The organism is Lentibacter algarum (assembly GCF_040580765.1).
Taxonomy (GTDB): domain Bacteria; phylum Pseudomonadota; class Alphaproteobacteria; order Rhodobacterales; family Rhodobacteraceae; genus Lentibacter; species Lentibacter algarum.
The window spans coordinates 1,576,348-1,594,447 of the sequence record NZ_CP158687.1 but is presented as its reverse complement, the minus strand read 5'-3'; the positions used below and the strand labels follow the sequence as shown (position 1 = coordinate 1,594,447).

At 55.3% G+C, this 18,100-nt stretch carries 17 protein-coding genes; 12 read left to right on the top strand and 5 right to left on the bottom strand.

The window, feature by feature from the left end:
* Positions 1-131: 131 nt before the first annotated feature.
* Positions 132-725, top strand: a complete 594-nt coding sequence (locus DSM117340_RS07755) for a lytic transglycosylase domain-containing protein (protein WP_089890783.1) — start codon at positions 132-134, stop codon at positions 723-725.
* Positions 726-740: 15 nt separating this feature from the next.
* Here DSM117340_RS07755 and DSM117340_RS07750 read toward each other — a convergent pair whose 3' ends face one another.
* From DSM117340_RS07750 to miaA, 5 genes are all read right to left on the bottom strand, one after another.
* Positions 741-1,283 (bottom strand): VOC family protein, encoded by a 543-nt coding sequence (locus DSM117340_RS07750; RefSeq protein ID WP_089890786.1) that lies wholly within the window; start codon positions 1,281-1,283, stop codon positions 741-743.
* A gap of 122 nt (positions 1,284-1,405) precedes the next feature.
* Positions 1,406-3,496: an ABC transporter ATP-binding protein gene (locus DSM117340_RS07745; RefSeq protein ID WP_089890789.1), complete on the bottom strand. Its 2,091-nt coding sequence runs from the start codon at positions 3,494-3,496 to the stop codon at positions 1,406-1,408.
* Between the two features lie 179 nt (positions 3,497-3,675).
* Positions 3,676-5,520, bottom strand: coding sequence for an ABC transporter permease subunit (locus DSM117340_RS07740; protein ID WP_336433240.1), 1,845 nt, complete (start codon positions 5,518-5,520; stop codon positions 3,676-3,678).
* Between the two features lie 12 nt (positions 5,521-5,532).
* Positions 5,533-6,618: an ABC transporter permease gene (locus tag DSM117340_RS07735; protein ID WP_089890792.1), complete on the bottom strand. Its 1,086-nt coding sequence runs from the start codon at positions 6,616-6,618 to the stop codon at positions 5,533-5,535.
* 377 nt (positions 6,619-6,995) lie between these two features.
* Positions 6,996-7,874 (bottom strand): tRNA (adenosine(37)-N6)-dimethylallyltransferase MiaA, encoded by an 879-nt coding sequence (gene miaA, locus DSM117340_RS07730; protein WP_089890795.1) that lies wholly within the window; start codon positions 7,872-7,874, stop codon positions 6,996-6,998.
* A gap of 131 nt (positions 7,875-8,005) precedes the next feature.
* Here miaA and pyrH point away from each other — a divergent pair, with 131 nt between their 5' ends.
* From pyrH to lpxA, 11 genes are all read left to right on the top strand, one after another.
* On the top strand, positions 8,006-8,737 hold the full coding sequence (gene pyrH / locus DSM117340_RS07725) for a UMP kinase (protein WP_089890798.1): 732 nt from the start codon (positions 8,006-8,008) through the stop codon (positions 8,735-8,737).
* 71 nt (positions 8,738-8,808) lie between these two features.
* Positions 8,809-9,372, top strand: coding sequence for a ribosome recycling factor (gene frr, locus DSM117340_RS07720; RefSeq protein ID WP_089890801.1), 564 nt, complete (start codon positions 8,809-8,811; stop codon positions 9,370-9,372).
* A gap of 37 nt (positions 9,373-9,409) precedes the next feature.
* Positions 9,410-10,135 carry a polyprenyl diphosphate synthase gene (uppS, locus tag DSM117340_RS07715; RefSeq protein WP_271437031.1) on the top strand — a complete coding sequence of 242 codons (726 nt, stop codon included), beginning with the start codon at positions 9,410-9,412 and terminating at the stop codon, positions 10,133-10,135.
* Positions 10,132-10,947, top strand: a complete 816-nt coding sequence (locus DSM117340_RS07710) for a phosphatidate cytidylyltransferase (RefSeq protein ID WP_089890803.1) — start codon at positions 10,132-10,134, stop codon at positions 10,945-10,947. Before uppS ends, DSM117340_RS07710 begins: the two co-directional genes overlap by 4 nt.
* The gene (gene dxr / locus DSM117340_RS07705; protein ID WP_089890806.1) at positions 10,944-12,110 is read left to right on the top strand and encodes a 1-deoxy-D-xylulose-5-phosphate reductoisomerase; all 1,167 of its coding nucleotides are present in this window, start codon (positions 10,944-10,946) and stop codon (positions 12,108-12,110) included. The genes DSM117340_RS07710 and dxr overlap by 4 nt, the downstream gene beginning before the upstream one ends.
* 30 nt (positions 12,111-12,140) lie before the next feature.
* On the top strand, positions 12,141-13,463 hold the full coding sequence (gene rseP / locus DSM117340_RS07700; protein WP_333908492.1) for an RIP metalloprotease RseP: 1,323 nt from the start codon (positions 12,141-12,143) through the stop codon (positions 13,461-13,463).
* Between the two features lie 101 nt (positions 13,464-13,564).
* Positions 13,565-13,696 (top strand): hypothetical protein, encoded by a 132-nt coding sequence (locus tag DSM117340_RS07695; protein ID WP_271437032.1) that lies wholly within the window; start codon positions 13,565-13,567, stop codon positions 13,694-13,696.
* 129 nt (positions 13,697-13,825) lie between these two features.
* Positions 13,826-16,180, top strand: a complete 2,355-nt coding sequence (gene bamA / locus DSM117340_RS07690) for an outer membrane protein assembly factor BamA (protein WP_354690029.1) — start codon at positions 13,826-13,828, stop codon at positions 16,178-16,180.
* Between the two features lies 1 nt (position 16,181).
* Positions 16,182-16,763, top strand: a complete 582-nt coding sequence (locus DSM117340_RS07685; protein WP_177170663.1) for an OmpH family outer membrane protein — start codon at positions 16,182-16,184, stop codon at positions 16,761-16,763.
* 78 nt (positions 16,764-16,841) lie between these two features.
* Complete coding sequence (gene fabZ / locus DSM117340_RS07680) at positions 16,842-17,315, top strand: 3-hydroxyacyl-ACP dehydratase FabZ (protein ID WP_089890821.1); 474 nt, start codon at positions 16,842-16,844, stop codon at positions 17,313-17,315.
* The gene (gene lpxA / locus DSM117340_RS07675; RefSeq protein WP_089890824.1) at positions 17,312-18,100 is read left to right on the top strand and encodes an acyl-ACP--UDP-N-acetylglucosamine O-acyltransferase; all 789 of its coding nucleotides are present in this window, start codon (positions 17,312-17,314) and stop codon (positions 18,098-18,100) included. Before fabZ ends, lpxA begins: the two co-directional genes overlap by 4 nt.

Below are 18,100 nucleotides of genomic sequence, written 5' to 3'. Positions count from 1 at the left end.
CGGGGTTAATGAAAGCATAAAACTTGAGATAAATGAGCGGGAAACTGCAATTTCGGGGGCAAAAGCAAACGGGGCTGGATATTCGCGACATATTCCTTATCGTGCAGCCAACATCTTGGGGAAGAGTTTATATGCGTAAATGGATGTTCTGCGTGGCTGTTATGGCGTCGCTGCTGCCTTTGCAGGCGGGGGCTGATCTGTTCGGTGCCAAGCAAGGTAAATCCCATTTTAAAACCCAGACCCGTATTCTCGATACGCGCGCCAAAACGCAGTATTCGGCTTCTGTTCGGCTGCAGCCCGCAAAAGTTGAGGCACCGACAAAATGGGGCATTCAGGAGTTTAAGCCCTATAAGGGGCGCCAGAAGGGGCCTTATGTAAAAATGGCCAAGACGGTTGCGCAAAAGCACGGTGTTCCTGTGGACCTTTTCCTGCGCTTGGTGCAGCAGGAAAGCGGCTGGAATGCCAATGCACGCTCCCACAAAGGCGCTTTGGGTCTGGCGCAGTTGATGCCTGGTACAGCGCGCGCGCTGCGGGTCAATCCGCATGATCCTTATGAAAACCTAGAAGGCGGCGCACGCTATTTAAAGACACAATATCAAGAGTTTGGCTCTTGGCGGCTGGCGCTTGCCGCCTACAATGCTGGGCCGGGCGCTGTGAAAAAATATGGTGGCGTGCCACCCTTCAAAGAGACGCGCAACTACGTCAAAGTGATCTGGGGAAGCTAACGGCCCCCCCTTTTTTCAGGCTTTTGACAGCTCTTTCTTGTGCAACCACTCAGCATGTTTTGGGGCCTTTTTAGTGCGGCTCCACTCTTCGAGCATATCCCATTTGACGGCATCCAACTTGGAGAGCAGCGCGTCTTCAGCTGGGTCAGGGCAGGCGAGTTCGACACGGTGGCCATTTGGATCAAAGAAGTAGATCGAGTGGAATATCGAATGATCTGTGACCCCCAGAACGTCAACGCCTTGGGCTTCTAGATGTTCTTTGAATTCGAGGAGTTCGGCCCGATCTTTTACCTTAAAAGCAATGTGTTGCACCCAGATTGGCGTGTTTGGATCGCGGCCCATTTCTGGTTTGGTGGGCAGTTCAAAAAAGGCCAAGACGTTGCCGTTCCCTGCATCCATAAAAATATGCATGTAAGGGTCCGGCTCATGTGTTGAGGGAACGTGATCTTCAGCGATCGCGAGAATGAAATCCATGTTGAGCATTTTGCTGTACCACTCAACGGTCTCTTTGGCGTCACGGCAACGGTAGGCGACGTGATGGATCTGTTCGATTTTCATGAGACGTTCCTTTTTTGCGTTGGAATGAGTCATGAAGGTTGCTTTTGTAACCATCAAGGATAAAGTTACAGGTGTAACTATGCGTGCGTAAAAAGAGCCGCTCGGCGGCGGCTCTTTCTGATTTACTCTGCCGCTGCGAGCTTGATCACGGGTTCCATTTCCTTAAGGTCTGTGTCGCTCAAGTGGCATTTGATTTGATGTCCGTTGCCCATGTCCTTAACGGGAGGCACTTCTTTCTCGCAGAGGCCCCCTGCAACCTTGCTCTTCCAGTTGCAGCGTGTCTGGAACGGGCAGCCAGGGGGCGGGTTCATCGCTGAAGGGATATCGCCCTCAAGTACGATATGCTTTTTCTGGATGCTGGTGTCTGCGATTGGCACAGCAGAGAGCAGGGCCTCAGTGTAAGGGTGGTATGGCGGCGCAAAAACTTCGTCTGTTGTGCCAAGTTCGACCACATGGCCAAGATACATAACCATAACACGATCAGATAGATAGCGTACGATGCTCAAGTCATGGCTGATAAACAGAAGCGTGGTTTTGTGTTCGCGCTGAATCTCCATCAAGAGGTCTGTGACTGCGGCTTGAACTGACACATCGAGAGCCGATACGGGCTCATCGGCGACCACGATACGTGCATCGCCTGCAAACGCCCGGGCAATGCCGACGCGCTGCTTCTGGCCGCCCGAAAGCTGGCGCGGCATGCGGTCAGCAAAGGCGCGAGGCAGCTTCACCAAGTCAAGCAACTTGAGCATACGTTCGCGGCGATCGGCATCGCTGTCGCCAATGTCAAACACTTCAAGCGCGCGGATAATTTGGCGGCCCACCGACATGGAAGGGTTGAGCGTGTCAAAAGGGTTCTGGAAAACCATCTGCACATCGGCAACCGTCTTGGAGCCACGCTTTTCGATGGGAATGCTGCCGATATCTTTGCCGTCGAGTTCAATCGTGCCGTCTGTTGCTGTTTCAAGCCCCATGAGCACTTTTGCAAAGGTCGACTTACCGCAGCCAGACTCACCCACGATGGCCAATGTCTCGCTTTCGCGAGCCTCAAAACTGAGGGTTTCATTCGCTTTGACCACGCGAGTTTCGCCTCCGCCGAAGAGGGCGTTCGCGGCCACTTCGTAATATTTCTTGAGGTTTTTCATGGACAAGACGACTTCGCCGATCTCACCCTTGGTCTTTGTCTCAGCGGCGACAAGGGGTGCGTTCCAGTCGATATCTTGGAATTTGAGGCAGCGAGTCTCATGAGCACCGGCTTCATCTGCGGCAAACATCGGGACGAACTCTTTGTCGCAGAGGCCCTCCTCGAAATAGTCGCAGCGAGGGCCAAAGTTGCACCCTTTTGGGCGCTCATGGGGCAATGGAAAATTGCCTGGAATAGCGACAAGCGGGCGCGCGTTTTTGTCCGCTCCTGGAAGCGGGATAGACCGGAAAAGAGCTTGAGTATAAGGGTGTTGCATGTTGTTGAACACCGTTTCGATATCGCCGCGTTCGACAGCTTCGCCCGAGTACATGACACAGATACGGTCGCATGTTTCGAGGACGAGGCCGAGGTTGTGCGAGATGAACAGCATCGAGGTGCCGTATTTTTTGCCCAGATCTTTCACAAGCTCCACGACAGCTGCTTCCACAGTTACGTCAAGTGCAGTGGTTGGCTCATCGAGGATGAGCAAGGAAGGCTTTGACATCAATGCCATAGCGATCACGATACGTTGCTGTTGGCCGCCTGAAAGCTGGTGTGGATAGCTGGAGAGCATGCGTGCGGGGTCGGGGAGTTTGACGTCGGTAACCACCTCAAGGGCGCGGTTGTAGGCTTCGTCTTCAGAGACACCCTCATGGATCATCGGCACCTCCATGAGCTGCTTGCCGATCTTCATGGCGGGGTTGAGGGAGGCCATAGGCTCTTGATAAATCATAGCAATTTCGTTGCCGCGAATGTCGCGGAGCTCGTCATCGCTTAAGGATGCCATGTCGCGGCCCTTAAACTTGATGCTGCCACCGACGATGCGGCCATTCTTGCCCAGATCGCGCATGACGCCCAGGGCGACTGTGGACTTGCCACAGCCAGATTCTCCAACCAGACCAACGGCTTCGCCTGGTGCGACCTTGACTGAAAAGTCCATGACAGCAGGGATTTCGCGCAGGCGGGTGAAGAAGGAAATCGAGAGCTTGTCGATCTCAAGAATGGGGCCGTCATAATCGTGAATTTTAGCCATTAACTTTCTCCCTGAGAGGCGCAAAACGGGGGGGTGAAAAGCGTGCACAACCCGTGCACAACCCGTGCACCGCCTAAACAGGCTTTTGAGGGGTGTTTCGCGTTAACCATTTCGCTTTGTCCTTAACGTTGTGTTCAGATGTGAGGGCTGCGCGGCAGGGTGAGCCGCCGCGCGTGCCGTTAGTCTTTGAGGCTTTCTTCGCGTAGCCCGTCTGCCAGTAGGTTCAGACCCAAGACGAGGGATAGAAGCGCGATGGCAGGTGGCAGAGCAGGGTGCGCATAGATCGACAAAAGCTTGCGCCCTTCGTTGATCGTGCTGCCCCAGTCAGGAGATTCTGGCGGTAGGCCGAGGCCGAAGAAGCCCAAGGTGCCAAGCAGGATCGTGGTGTAGCCGATGCGCAGGCAGAAATCGACGATCAGCGGCCCGCGGGCGTTGGGCAAGATCTCCCAGAGCATGATGTACCAAGGACCTTCACCACGAGTTTGCGCCGCTGCCACATAGTCGCGGCTGTGAATGTCGAGCGCGAGGCCGCGCACGATCCGAAATACGGTCGGCGAGTTCACAAAGACCACCGAGACAAAGACCACGAGAACCCCTGGCGCTGGATTGAAGAAATCAAGCGGGCCAAGAATGTTGATCTGGCTGTCGGGGGCGCTGATTGTGACGATATAGAGGATCGCCATCGGGATCAGAACGACCAAGAGCCAAAAGCGGTTTTTGGCAGGATCAGTCTGGAAGCGCGAGCTGATCAGAACCCCAGCGAAAACGATAGGGAAGATGAAGAGCACGACGGCCATGAACTGCGGGAGGCCTGTCTCGACGATTTCTGGTGTGACCAAGAGGTAGAAAAGCAAGATCACTGGGAAAGCCAGAATGAGGTTTGCCAAGAAGCTCAAGACTGTATCCAGCGAGGCACGGAACATCAGCACAAAAAGCACCGCGAGAATGATGCCGAGCATGAGGAAGTTTGACACGCCACCACCAAGGCCTGCGGCCACTGTGGCGAGTGTAAATATCACGGCTGTGGCTATCATTCCGAGGCTGCCTTTGCGCAGGGCGGGGCCTGAGAAGTAGCCTGCCGGCAGGCCAAGCGTGATCCCGACCATAAAGGCAAAGAGCGTGGCCAGAGGCGCGATCATGATCACGATCACCGAGCCTGTAACCATGCGAGAGAAGACGTCGCGCGCGAGGTTGTCACCGCCAAGGAGGTAGAACGGATAAGCACCATCGGAGAGATCACGCAGAGGTGTTCCGGGCCCTTTGTTTTTCATTCCCGAGAGTTGCTCGAGTGGCCCGTGTGTGGCGATCATGTCAAAGAAGCCGTTGAAAGCGGCCGTGAACACCCAGAACATCACGAGGCCGAAGCCGAAGATGCCGATCGTGTTGTCAAAGAGTTTGCCGTAGAGGCCGAGCTTGCGCTTGTAGACGACTGAGGCCGTGAAAAGCAAAACAAGCGCGATCCAGACGGGCATAAAGCGAATGAAGATCGAGGCGAGGATACCGCGACCCTGCATCGTTGCGATCCGCTGCTGTTGGGCGAGGTCTTCGCCTGTCGGTACCGCGGATGGGTCCATTGCGGCGAGCTGTTCGCGGAAGCCTGCGCCAGCGAACAGGAGCGTGTAGCCAAGCCATGCTGCGATTGTGAGGCCGATCAATTTGAGTGATAGTCCGAAGAGAAAGCCCATCGTGGCCGCTGGATCATCAAAGAAATTGTTCATAAAGAGGCTGAGCATCGCCGCGAAGGTGCCGAGGGCGATAAGGCCGATCAGGATTTTGCCAAGGACTGCCAGCTCCATACCACCACTGAGCGTCGGTGAGAGGGCGTTGTAGATATAGCCTATACTTACGAGGAGCAGAGTGACGACGGCTATCCCGTTAAAGAGCGAAAAGCTGCCACGAGTTGAACTGCCTGTGAGCGAGAGCAGCATTGCGCAGAGACCTGTGAGCACCGCGAGTGTTGCGAAGGCGGCGAGGAAGGTTCCGAAGAAGCCTGCATATGCGCCAAACCATGTAAGAGGTTCCATAATCAATATCCCTTACGAAATGCGAATGCGCGGGTTGAGGAAGACGTAGCCGATATCACTCAGAAGCTGGGTGAAGAGGACCACGAAGACGGACACAACAGAGACGCCGAGCAGCAGCTCGATATCGTTGTTGCCAGCTGCCTGCACAAGCGTCCAGCCGAAGCCCTTGTAGTTAAAGAGCGTCTCGACAATGACCACGCCGTTGAGCAGCCATGGAAGCTGAAGCATGATCACGGTGAAAGGTGCGATCAGTGCGTTGCGCAGGGCGTGCTGCATGACGATGTTGCGGAACGCAACGCCTTTGAGGCGGGCTGTGCGAATGTATTGCGCTGTCATGACTTCTGCCATGGAGGCGCGGGTCATGCGGGCAATGTAGCCCATCCCATAGAGCGCGATGGTAAGCACGGGGAGAAAGAAGTTCTCGAAGTTGGCTGATTCCATGGCCGACGTTGCCGTGCCTTTGAAGAGCGTTTTGCCCTCTATCAGCCCAGCATCGGACAGGATCGGGGACAGACCAAAGCGCGAGGAGGCAAGAAGGGCGATGAAAATCACGCCGGAGACGTATTCGGGCGTCGCTGTTGTGGCGATCGAAGCTGTTGAAAGTGTTCTGTCGGTGCGGGAGCCTTCGCGCATCCCTGCGAGCACGCCCACTATGAGCGCGGAGGGGACCATGAGCACCATCACCCAGAACATCAGCTTGGCTGTGAGGCTGAGGCGGATGCCAATGATTGTTGTGACGGGTTCCTTGAAGACGGTGGAATACCCCCAGTCGCCTTGTAGAATTCCACAGAACGTTGGCGCGTTGGCTGGATCAACCCCCGGGCGCAGGCAGCGCCCTGTTGTTTCACCGTCGGCATTGATCCCTGTAAAGCCGGGCGCGAGGCCGAGCCATTCGGCGTATTTACGCGGCAAGGGCTGTGTGTAGCCGCGATTGTCGAGCCATGTGGAGACTTGCTCATCTGACATACGCATGTTGCCTTGAGTTTTGGCGAGCTTCTCAAGGTTTGGATAGAGATTTGTCAGAAAGAAGACCACGAAGGTCAGGCAGAGGGCTGTGAGGATCATCACGCCGAGCCGCCGAAGAATGAATAGTCCCATTTAGGTTCCCCTGTTCTGGGTGATATGCCGCGCGGCACATCTGCGAGATTGGGCGCGCGGAGCGCTGCGTGAGGAAAAAGTAATGCCAGAAACAATTGTAAGACATCGCTCAAGAGCGGTCTGTGGCTGTGCTGACGTTGGCGCAAACACGCCCTCGTCAGCCGCGCATCCGTGTTGCGGCATGTGTCACTCCCTTTTGTGCCAAGGTCACGCTGCATTGGCGCAGTCTTGTCCCTTAACTTCTCCATAACCACATATTTGCGCCCCTCGCGTCAATGGGAAGCTTTGGAATTTTTTGTAATTTTGCGACGCTTCGCTAGTGCAAAAGCGACATGGCTTCGCATCGTGTGGGTTTGAACAGAGAGGCTGCCGTTGCGTCAGCCGAGCGGGATCCCGTGCCAGCTGCCCATACGGGCGCGAAACCATGTTCGTTGTCGCTTGGCGTATTGGCGGCTGGCGATAATTGCGCGGCTGCGAGCCTCTTTCAGGCTGATCTCGCCTTTGAGGTGGGCGATGAGCTCTGGTGCGCCGATGGCCTTAGAAGAGGGCTTGTCAGGTGACCAATCGGTGAGATTGGCCTCGGCCTCTGCGAGTGCGCCTTGCTCTAGCATCAGATCGAAGCGGCGCTCGATTCGGGCGTTGAGCCAATCTTTGTTGGCTTGCAGGATGAGAGGCTGGGCTGTGGCAAGCGGCATGTCAGGCGCTGGCGTTTCGGCCTGCCATGTGGCGAGGCTGCGACCCGTACTCTTCCAGACTTCATAGGCGCGCTGCACACGCATCGGGTTTTGCAGATCGATCTTGGCGGCGGTTGCCGCGTCGAGTGCCGCGATCATCTCTGCCAAGCCTTCAGGTGTGCTGCGCAGTCTATCCGCCTCTGCGCGAACTTCGGGGGGCGTCGGAGGGATCGCAGCAAGACCTTCTGTAAGAGCCGCAAAGTAAAGTCCTGTGCCGCCAACAATGATAAGCCGTTGGCCCCGCGTGTGCAGGGCGCGGATATCGGCGAGCCACTCACCAACAGAGTAGGGATGAGTGCCTGCGATGTGGCCGTATAGCGCATGAGGCGCGCGGGCTTCTTCTTCTGGTGAGGGGCGCGCGGTGAGCAAGCGCCAGTCGGAATAGACCTGAAGGGCATCGGCATTCACAATCAGTCCACCATCGGCCTCTGCAATCTGTAACGCGAGCGCGGATTTGCCCGAGGCGGTCGGACCCGCGATGAGCACGGGCGTCTGAGGGGATATGTGTGGTAGCGTCTGCATAGGGCAGCCTTTAGCGCAGCTTGATGGCGGCGCAAAGCGCGCTTTTTGGCGTTGGGCTGCGCTTCGGGCGTTGCGCCTGAGAGAGAATTGGGACATTTAGAGCCAAGCCCAACGCAATCAGGAGACATCAGATGTCAGAGCCAGCCGCGCCAAAAACCACCTTCAAACGCGTCATGCTCAAGATATCAGGTGAGGCGCTGATGGGCGATCAGGGCTATGGTTTGCATCCGCCAACAGTCCAGCGGATTGCGCGTGAAGTGCAATCTGTACAAGAGATGGGTGTTGAAATTTGTATGGTCATCGGTGGCGGCAATATCTTCCGCGGGCTTTCGGGCAGCGCGCAGGGCATGGAACGTACAACCGCTGATTATATGGGGATGCTGGCGACTGTGATGAACGCGCTGGCGATGCAAAGCGCCTTGGAAGACCTTGGTGTCTTTACCCGTGTGATTTCAGCGATCACGATGAATGAAGTTGCAGAGCCCTATATTCGCCGTCGCGCTGTGCGCCACCTTGAGAAAAAGCGGGTCTGTATTTTTGCGGCCGGAACGGGCAACCCTTACTTCACGACAGATACAGCCGCGACATTGCGCGCCAACGAGATGGCGTGTGAAGCGATCTTTAAGGGTACGAAAGTGGACGGTGTCTACGACAAGGACCCAGCTAAATTTAAAGATGCAGTTCGCTATGACCATGTGAGTTATGATGAGGTCCTCCAGAAGCGTCTTGGGGTGATGGATGCGAGCGCGATTGCGCTGGCGCGCGACAACAATTTGCCGATCATTGTGTTTAGTCTTGATGAGCCGGGCGGCTTTCAGGGCATCCTCGCAGGCGAGGGCACATATACAAAGGTGCACGGCTGAGGCTTCCAAGCGCGCGCGTGACACTGTAAACTGGCGCAAAGCCAAAAGAGACGAACAGGAGTTTGAGGCCCATGTCAGACGATTTTATGCTGGATACCGACGAGCTGGAGCGCCGTATGGATGGCGCTATGGCCAATTTGCGGACAGAATTTGCCTCGCTGAGAACAGGGCGCGCTTCGGCGAGTATGCTGGAGCCAATCGTTGTTGAGGCCTATGGCTCTCAGACGCCGATCAACCAGCTTGGCACGGTGAACGTGCCTGAGCCACGGATGGTGACGATCAATGTTTGGGACAAATCAATGGTTCAGGCCGTCGAAAAGGCGATCATGAACTCAGGTCTTGGGATCAACCCGCAGACCAACGGCACAATCGTTATGTTGCCGATCCCTGAGCTTAACGAAGAACGCCGCCGTGAGCTTACTCGTGTGGCGGCGCAATATGCAGAGCATGCGCGTGTTTCGGTGCGCAACATTCGCCGCGATGGTATGGATCAGGTGAAAAAGGCCAAGGCTGACGGCATCTCGGAAGATGATCAGAAGTTCTGGGAAGACGAAGTGCAAACTTTGACGGATAAGCACATTAAAGCGCTGGATGCAGCTCTGGAAAGTAAGCAAGCGGAAATCATGCAGGTGTAAGGTTCCCTTTTTGAAATGATTTTGAAGGAGCCGTGCCGTGACGAGTGAAGCAGAAAAGAGCACAGGGCCGCGTCATATCGCGATTATTATGGATGGCAATGGCCGCTGGGCGCAGTCGCGCGGGCGGCCGCGGCTTTTTGGCCACCATGCCGGCGCAAAGCGCGTGCGCGAGATTGTGGAAGCCTGTCCTGATCTGGGCGTGAAGTATCTGACGATTTTTGCATTTTCGACAGAGAACTGGAAACGAACACAGGTGGAAGTTGCTGGGCTTATGGGGCTGTTTCGGCGCTATATCGCAAAGGAAGCGCGGGCCTTGAAGGACGAGGGCGTGCGTGTGCGCTTTATTGGCGACCGAGTGCGGCTTGACGACAAGTTGGTCGGCCTCATGGACGAGCTAGAGCTTTTGACGAGTGATAACGACAAGGTGCATTTGACGATTGCGCTTAATTATGGCGGCCGCGACGAGGTGAGCCGGGCCACAAAACGGCTGGCGCAGGATGTGGCTGCGGGACGACTCGACCCTGAAAAGGTAGATGAAGAAACTCTTCCAAAGTATTTAGATACTTACGTTTTACCTGATCCTGATCTTGTTATTCGCACCAGTGGTGAAGCGAGAATTTCGAACTTTTTGCTCTGGCAATCGGCCTATGCTGAATATGAATTTATAGACACGCTCTGGCCTGATTTCAGCCCTGAGATTTTTGCTGGGCTTGTCAAAAACTATGGACGGCGCGAGCGGCGCTTTGGCGGAGTGATTGCATGACCAAGACAGCCGAACCAACAGCAGGAAAGTGGGGCGATCTACGCCTGCGATTGATTTCGGCGGCTGTTATGGCTGTGGTGGCGGGGATTGATATCTGGCTTGGCGGGCCATGGTTTCTTGCACTTCTTGCGCTGATCTCGGCGGGCATGGTTTGGGAGGCCGCGAGACTTGGCGGCGCTTTGAGCGGGCCGCTAAGGGACGTAGCACTGCCGATTGCGGGCGGTGCGGCTGTAGGGGCGGGTGCATGGATTGGTGTGCCTGTGGGTTTTGCTCTTTTGGGCCTTGTGGCCGGTGCTGTTTGGGCCTTGGCGGCCCGCCTGAAGCACCGTCTCGCGTTTTACGCTTTCTTTTGTATGATTGCGGCCTTGGCGCTCTATGGCATTCGAGACATGTTTGGCATCGTTGTGCTGGTCTGGGTGATCGGGGTTGTGATCGCCTCCGACGTCATGGGCTATTTTGCGGGGCGTGTCTTCGGTGGGCCGAAGTTTTGGCCCAAAGTGAGCCCGAAGAAAACATGGTCAGGCACAGTTGCTGGCTGGGTAGGCGCTGCGCTTTTGGGGTGGGTGTTGAACGCGAAGCTGGTGGCGGGGGGGCTCGATCTGCCGATTTCGCTTGTGCTGTTCTCGGTCATTTTGGCCTTTGCGGCGCAGATAGGCGATATTGTTGAGAGCGCTTTGAAGCGCAAGGCGGGGATCAAGGACAGCTCGAGCCTTATCCCGGGGCATGGCGGCGTTTTGGACCGCTTTGACGGGATGATCGGTGCGGCGCTTGTGTTTTTCCCTGTGCTGTTTGTTGCTGGGTTGATGGGGTGAGACGCAAGATCTCCATCTTTGGAGCCACGGGCTCTATCGGGCAGTCGACGCTTGATTTGATCGGGCGTGCGCCTGAGGACTATGATGTGGTCGCTCTGACGGGCGGAGGTAATGTTGCTCAGCTCGCGGCGGATGCACTCAAGTTTGGGGCTGATGTGGCTGTCATAGCCGATGAGGCGTGTTTGCCTGAGTTGCGTGCGGCGCTGGCTGGCAGCCAGACCGAAGCGACTGCAGGGCAGGCGGCTCTCCTTGAGGCGGCGACGCGGCCGGCCGACTGGGTGATGAGTGCGATTGTCGGTGCGGCAGGGCTTGAGCCGGGACTGAAGGCTTTGGAGCAGGGCGCAACGCTCGCTTTGGCCAATAAAGAATCGCTGGTGACTGCGGGTAAGCTCCTGATGGAGACAGCGGCCAAGCATGGCGCGCGTGTGTTGCCTGTTGACAGTGAGCATTCGGCTGTGTTTCAGGCGCTGGTTGGCGAGGATATGGGCGCCGTTGAGCGGGTGATTATCACGGCATCTGGTGGGGCATTTCGAGACTGGCCGCTTGAGCGATTGGCTGGCGCGAGTGTAGACGAGGCGAGTAGTCATCCAAACTGGGATATGGGGCAGCGCATCACAATTGACAGTGCTTCCATGTTTAACAAGGCCTTGGAACTCATTGAAACGCGTGAATATTTTGGAATAGACCCTGAGAAGATCGAAGTTCTCGTGCATCCGCAATCGATTGTTCATGCGCTGGTTGGGTTTCAGGATGGTGGGTTGATGGCGCATGTTGGGCCACCTGATATGCGCCACGCGATTGGCTATGCATTGCACTATCCGACACGCGAGAAGCTTCCTGTGGAGCGGCTTGATCTGGCTCACATTGGGCAATTGGAATTCAGCAACCCTGACCCGAAACGCTACCCCGCTTTGCGGCTGGCTTATGAGGTCATGGGGCGCGGCGGGCTGAGCGGGGCTGTCTTTAACGCGGCGAAAGACATGGCGCTTGACCGTTTTATGGCCAGGCAGATCGGCTTTACACAGATGGCTGACGTGGTGAAGGCGACGCTTGACCAGCTCTTGCCCGATGATGGCCTTATCGATGCCCCAATGACCCTTGATAACCTGCGCCGAGCAGCCCACTTAGGGCAGAGTACAGCGCAGAGCGTGACTCCGCGATAAAACAGAAAGACAGGTAAGCTTTTGGATTTTATGACTATTCTGCCACAATTTGGCAATGTGTTCCTCACCCTAATTTATTTTGTGGTGGCGCTCTCCATCATTGTGGGGGTGCATGAATACGGCCACTACATTGTCGGGCGCTGGTCAGGGATTAAGGCTGAAGTTTTTTCTATCGGCTTTGGCCCCGTGCTTTTTGCGCGCGAGGACAAGCATGGCACGGTCTGGCAAATCGCTGCTATTCCATTTGGCGGCTATGTCAAATTTTTGGGTGACGCCAATGCAGCAAGTGGCAAGGACGGCGAGGCGATGGAGGCCATGCCTGCAGAACAGCTGCGCCATACGATGCACGGCGCGCCGCTTTGGGCACGGTCTGCGACAGTTCTAGCTGGGCCAGTCTTCAACTTTATTTTCTCAATCTTTGTTTTTGCGGGACTTTTGCTGACACTCGGCATGGTGGCGACGCCGCCCAAAGTCTCGTCTTTGCATCCATTGCCTTATGAGGGCGTCACGATTGAAGCGGGGGACCAGATCATCGCGATTGCGGGTGAGCCTTTCCCTGAAGAGCCAAGCAGAGCCTATTTTGATGCGCTGCCTGATGGGCTTTTGCTCGACTACACTGTGAAACGCGGCGGTGATGAGCTGATTGTGCAGGGGCCGCAGTATAGCCCCGCGCGGATCGGCGGAGTCCAGCCGCGCTCTGCGGGTGAGGCGGCGGGCCTGCTGGAAGGCGATGTGATCTTGCGGGCGGACGGCCAAGACTTGAGCAGCTTTATGCAGCTGGTCGATGTGGTGAAAGCGGCTGAGGGCGCGCCTGTCAGGCTCAATGTCTGGCGGGACGGGGAAGACAAGGAATTTGTCATCCAGCCTGAGCTGCGCGATGTGCCGACGGCGGACAATGGCTTTGAAAAGCGGTTTCTCATCGGGATTTTCAGCTCGACTTTCTTTGAGGCTGAAACAGAGCGACCTGGCGTATTTGAGGCCGTTGGTCTGGGTGCCGAGCAGACCTACTCTGTTGTGACGCGTTCCATTTCGGGGCTGTATCATTTGGCTTTTGGCAAGATCAGCTCTTGCAACATGTCTGGTGCAATTGGGATTGCACGTGCGTCAAAAGACCAAGCAGAAGAGGGGTTTGCTGCGTTTATAGGCTTCTTGGCGCTGTTGTCGACGGCCGTGGGCTTTCTCAATCTTTTGCCGATTCCGATGCTCGATGGTGGGCATCTGATGTTCTATGGCTATGAAGCTGTGATGCGCAAAAAGCCCAGTGATAAGGTGATGCAAGTCCTAATGAGCATGGGGATTGCTCTCGTTTTGAGTGTCATGGTCTTCGCTCTTTGGAACGATATTTTCTGCTGATAGCCTCATCAAAGGGGCACTTGCCCTGAAAATGCCACAATTGCGCCCCGCTTCCTGCACAAAGCTTTGCCAGAATTGGAAAAGATGAGTGGAGGTCTGTTATGGATATGATTGCAAAAAGTTACCGCGGGCTGCACCTGCTTTGGGATCTGAACTGGGATCGTGTCCTGTATTTGGCGACCATCACTGTGGCACTTTTTGCGGGTGCGTGGCTTGGCAGCCTCATGCTCTAGAGCCGCTCTGAGGCCTTATATACATTGATATTTAACGTCGCGCCCCCCAGTTGGGGCGCTTCTCGTTTTGACATCATTTGCTAATGCGATTAGTCAGTCTGGGTAGGGGTGTCTGACTGGAAAGAGAATATGGCAAGCAGTGTCACGGAGCGCAACGCTCGCACAGGTAAAAAACGCACCATTCGTAACGTAGCGGGAACAGCGGTTTTGGCCGCGTTTTCAATGGGTTTCGTGTGGGGCGTCGGTGGTGCGATCGCGCAAAACTACAGTTTCAATTCGGTTGCTGTCGAAGGCAATAAACGGATCGAAACTGGAACGATCCTGACATATGCGGGAATCGCTCGCGGAGAGACCGTCTCAGCTGGCGATATCAACGAAGCCTATCAGCGGATTTTAGCCTCTGGTCTTTTTGAAAGCGTTGAGATTGTACCGCAGGGTGGCAAGCTTGTGATCAAGGTCACCGAGTTCCCAACGATCAACCAGATCAGCTTTGAAGGCAACGAGCGCTTGAAGGATAACGAGCTTTCCAGCTTCATTAAACTTAAGCCACGTTTGGTCTTTAGCCCGACACAGGCCGAGCTCGATGCCGTGACGCTGACGGAAGCCTATGCAGAGAATGGTCGACTTGCGGCAAGGATTACGCCCAAGATTATTCGCCGAAGCGACAACCGTGTTGATCTTGTGTTCGAAATTTTCGAGGGCGGAAACACAGAGGTGTCTCGTATCGGTTTTGTGGGCAACCAAGTCTATTCTGACAGACGTTTGCGCCGTGTTCTGGAAAGCAAACAGGCTGGACTTCTGCGGGCGCTGATCCGCAAGGATACTTTTGTCGAAGATCGCCTGCAGTTCGACCAACAGGTCTTGCGCGACTTTTACGTATCGCGCGGCTATGTCGACTTTCGCACCACGGCTGTGAATGCTGAGCTGGCGCGCGAGCGTGACGGGTATTTTTTGACGTTCAATGTAGAAGAGGGCCAGCAGTTTGCCTTCGGCGAGATCACCACGATCAGCGAGATCGAGGATGTTGACAGCGAAGTTTACCAAGACACGATCAAATTGCGTGCGGGGGAGACTTACTCACCTTCGCTTGTCGAGAACGCGATTGCGCGGATGGAGCGGCTTGCGATCCGGAATGGTCAACCATTCCTGCGCGTTGAGCCGCGGATCACGCGAAACGACCGTGATCTGACGCTTGATGTGGAATTTGTCCTGTCCAAGGGCGAACGCATCTTTGTGGAACGTATCGATATTGAGGGCAATGCGACCACGCTTGACCGCGTTGTACGCCGCCAGTTCCGTGTGGCTGAGGGGGATCCGTTCAACCCGCGTGAAATCCGTGAAAGTGCTGAGCGCATCCGTGCGCTTGGCTTCTTTGGTGATGCGCAGGTGAATGCCCGCGAAGGTTCAACACCAAATACAGTGATTGTGGACGTCGACGTGGCCGAAAAGCCCACGGGGTCACTTAACTTTGGTGGGACATATTCAACGGACAATGGCTTTGGCCTTGTCGCGCAATATACGGAGACCAACTTCCTTGGCCGCGGTCAGACTGTACGTTTCCGTGCATCGGGGGCGACGGACAACACAAACTATGGGCTCTACTTTGAAGAGCCTGCCTTCCTTGGCCGCGATGTGAAGTTCTTCTTTGATATTGGCATTCTTGAGTCTGAGAGCGCGAACGCGAACTATAATACGAGCAAAGGAATCTTTGCGACGGGGCTTGAGTTCCCGCTCGGCGAGCGTGCGCGTCTTGGCGTCAATTACAAGCTTGATGCGACCAAGATGTCTGTTTCTAGTACAAGTACAATTGGCAGTGTTTTGACAAATGAGGTTGGACTTGGACGTTTGAAAAACAGCTCAGTGGGCTACAGTTATGAGTGGGACTCGCGTAAAACCAGTCTCGACAATGACGAAGGCCTTCGCTTCTTGATCAGTCAGGACTTTGGTGGCCTCGGTGGAGACGATAGCTTTGTGAAGAGCAAAGCCAAGTTGATTGCCCAGCGGCGCTTTTTCAATGATGAAATCACTCTACGAGCGACACTTGCGGGCGGGGCTGTGAGCTTCTCTGGCGCAGGCAGCCGCGCGACCGACCGTTGGCTTTTTGACGAAGATATCATGCGCGGTTTTGCAGCGGATGGAATCGGTCCGAGAGAGCTAAACGGCTCAACAGTTAACGATGCGCTTGGCGGCAACTACTTTGCGACAGCCAAGTTCGAGGCGCTCTTTCCACTCGGGCTGCCTGAGGAATACGGCATCACGGGCGGTGTATTTTATGACATCGGCAACGTCTGGGGACTCGATAAAATAAGTAGTGTTCCAGCAGACACATTTTATGAAAGTGGTTCATTCCGTCACGTGGCGGGTGTCTCGATCTTTTGGGAAACGCCGATTGGTCCGATGCGTCTGAACTGGAGCAAGGCTCTAAAAAAAGAAGATCATGACATCGACCAGAACTTTGAGTTTACGATCTCAACTGAGTTCTAGGATGGCTGTGCCGATCAAAGCTCATCTTTTACCGTTGGCTCTTGGGTTTTGCCTGTGGGCCAGCGCGTCTTTTGCACAGTCTTTGAATGCGCCTCAAAGAGAGGTTCTCATCATTGATCCCAACAGGCTTTTTACCGAGACGCTTTTTGGACAGCATATTTCAGAAGCCTTGGAAGCAGAGGCGCAAGAGCTTTCGGCCAACAATAGGCGCCTTGAAGAAGAGTTGCGCGCGGAAGAGAAAGAGCTGACGGACGCCAGACCTACTATGTCGGCCATTGATTTCCGTGATGCAGCAGAAGCCTTTGACAAGAAAGTTCAGGCGATCCGCCGCGAGCGTCAAGACCGCGCGCGTGCTTTGGAAGAGCAGCGTGCATCAGCTGAACAGCGCTTCTTGGCGACTGCGCAGGGTGTTTTGGTTGAGCTGATGAACGAGCGCGGTGGCAGCGTTTTGCTTGATATGCGCGCAATCATCTTGCGCGATACCGCCGTGGATATCACCAATGACGCTGTGCGCAAGATTGATGAGGCCATCGGGCGTGGAGACGCGCTTGATCTGAATGGTCAAAAGCCACAAGACGAATAACAGCAGCCTCGGCTCCATGACTTGTTTTGGAGCTTGGAGAGGGCTACTGAGAATGAAAATAGACTGGAAGGACAACCAATGACAACTGAGGTTATGCGCGCCGATATTGGGCTTATTCAACGGATTATTCCGCACCGCTATCCTTTTTTGCTGGTGGATCGTGTTGAGGATATTGTCGGCACGCAATCTGCTCGTGGTATCAAGAATGTAACCATGAACGAGCCGCATTTTCAGGGCCACTTCCCAGGCAAGCCGATTATGCCTGGTGTCACGATTGTTGAGGCGATGGCGCAGACGGCGGCTGTTATGGTGGGCGTAGCGCTCGACATGGCGGATAAAGAGCTTCTGGTATATTTTATGGCGATCGAGAAGTGCAAATTCCGACGCATGGTTGTTCCGGGTGATGTGCTTGAGATGAACCTGACAACATTGCGCGGCAAGCCGGGAGCCAAAGTCTGGCGCTTTGGCGGGGTTGCGAGTGTTGAAGGCGAGATGGCCTGTGAAGTCGAGTTCACAGCGATGATGGATTTGCCGAAGGTGGCCGCAGAGTGAGCAGCGATATTCATCCAAGCGCAATCATTGAAGAGGGCGCGCAGATTGGCGAAGGCTGTATCATTGGTCCGTTTTCCCTGATTGGGGCGGAAGTGGTGCTGGGTGCGAATGTGCATATCAAGAGCCATGTTGTCGTGACGGGGCAGACCGAGATTGGCGAGGGAACAGTTGTTTTCCCATTCTCTGTGATCGGGGAAGTGCCGCAAGACCTCAAATTTAAGGGCGAGAAGACGGCCCTTAAGATCGGTGCGCGCAATCGTATCCGAGAGCACGTGACGATCAACTGTGGCACTGAGGGCGGCGGTGGCGTGACTGTCATCGGGGATGACGGGCTGTTTATGGCTGGTTGCCACATTGCCCATGATGCGCATCTCGGGGACCGTGTGATTGTGGTCAATTCTTCGGCTGTCGCTGGGCACTGTATCATTGAAGATGATGTGATCATTGGCGGCCTCTGCGGGATTCACCAATTTGTACGCATTGGGCAGGGCGCTATTATCGGAGCCTTGAGCATGGTTACCAATGATGTGATCCCGCATGGTCTTGTGCAAGGGCCACGCGGTGAACTTGACGGGCTCAACCTTGTTGGCTTGAAGCGGCGCGGTGTGGCACGGGCGGACATTACGGCGCTAAGGGCTGCTTTTCAGATGCTTGCGCAGGGCGAGGGCACGTTTCAAGAGCGTGCGCGCCGCTTGGGTGAGGACAGTGAGAGTGATTATGTGCAACAGATCGTTGGCTTTGTAACGGGTGCTAGCGACCGTTCTTTCCTCACACCGGGGAACTGA

Bases quoted from the DNA above. Each gene is read 5' to 3' on its own strand.
- DSM117340_RS07685 (WP_177170663.1), top strand. From the start codon at position 16,182: ATGGCTGTGCCGATCAAAGCTCATCTTTTACCGTTGGCTCTTGGGTTT.
- pyrH (WP_089890798.1), top strand. From the start codon at position 8,006: ATGTCAGAGCCAGCCGCGCCAAAAACCACCTTCAAACGCGTCATGCTC.
- DSM117340_RS07740 (WP_336433240.1), bottom strand. From the start codon at position 5,520: ATGGAACCTCTTACATGGTTTGGCGCATATGCAGGCTTCTTCGGAACC.
- miaA (WP_089890795.1), bottom strand. From the start codon at position 7,874: ATGCAGACGCTACCACACATATCCCCTCAGACGCCCGTGCTCATCGCG.
- DSM117340_RS07710 (WP_089890803.1), top strand. From the start codon at position 10,132: ATGACCAAGACAGCCGAACCAACAGCAGGAAAGTGGGGCGATCTACGC.
- DSM117340_RS07695 (WP_271437032.1), top strand. From the start codon at position 13,565: ATGGATATGATTGCAAAAAGTTACCGCGGGCTGCACCTGCTTTGGGAT.
- DSM117340_RS07750 (WP_089890786.1), bottom strand. From the start codon at position 1,283: ATGAAAATCGAACAGATCCATCACGTCGCCTACCGTTGCCGTGACGCC.
- frr (WP_089890801.1), top strand. From the start codon at position 8,809: ATGTCAGACGATTTTATGCTGGATACCGACGAGCTGGAGCGCCGTATG.
- rseP (WP_333908492.1), top strand. From the start codon at position 12,141: ATGACTATTCTGCCACAATTTGGCAATGTGTTCCTCACCCTAATTTAT.
- DSM117340_RS07745 (WP_089890789.1), bottom strand. From the start codon at position 3,496: ATGGCTAAAATTCACGATTATGACGGCCCCATTCTTGAGATCGACAAG.
- DSM117340_RS07755 (WP_089890783.1), top strand. From the start codon at position 132: ATGCGTAAATGGATGTTCTGCGTGGCTGTTATGGCGTCGCTGCTGCCT.
- DSM117340_RS07735 (WP_089890792.1), bottom strand. From the start codon at position 6,618: ATGGGACTATTCATTCTTCGGCGGCTCGGCGTGATGATCCTCACAGCC.
- bamA (WP_354690029.1), top strand. From the start codon at position 13,826: ATGGCAAGCAGTGTCACGGAGCGCAACGCTCGCACAGGTAAAAAACGC.
- fabZ (WP_089890821.1), top strand. From the start codon at position 16,842: ATGACAACTGAGGTTATGCGCGCCGATATTGGGCTTATTCAACGGATT.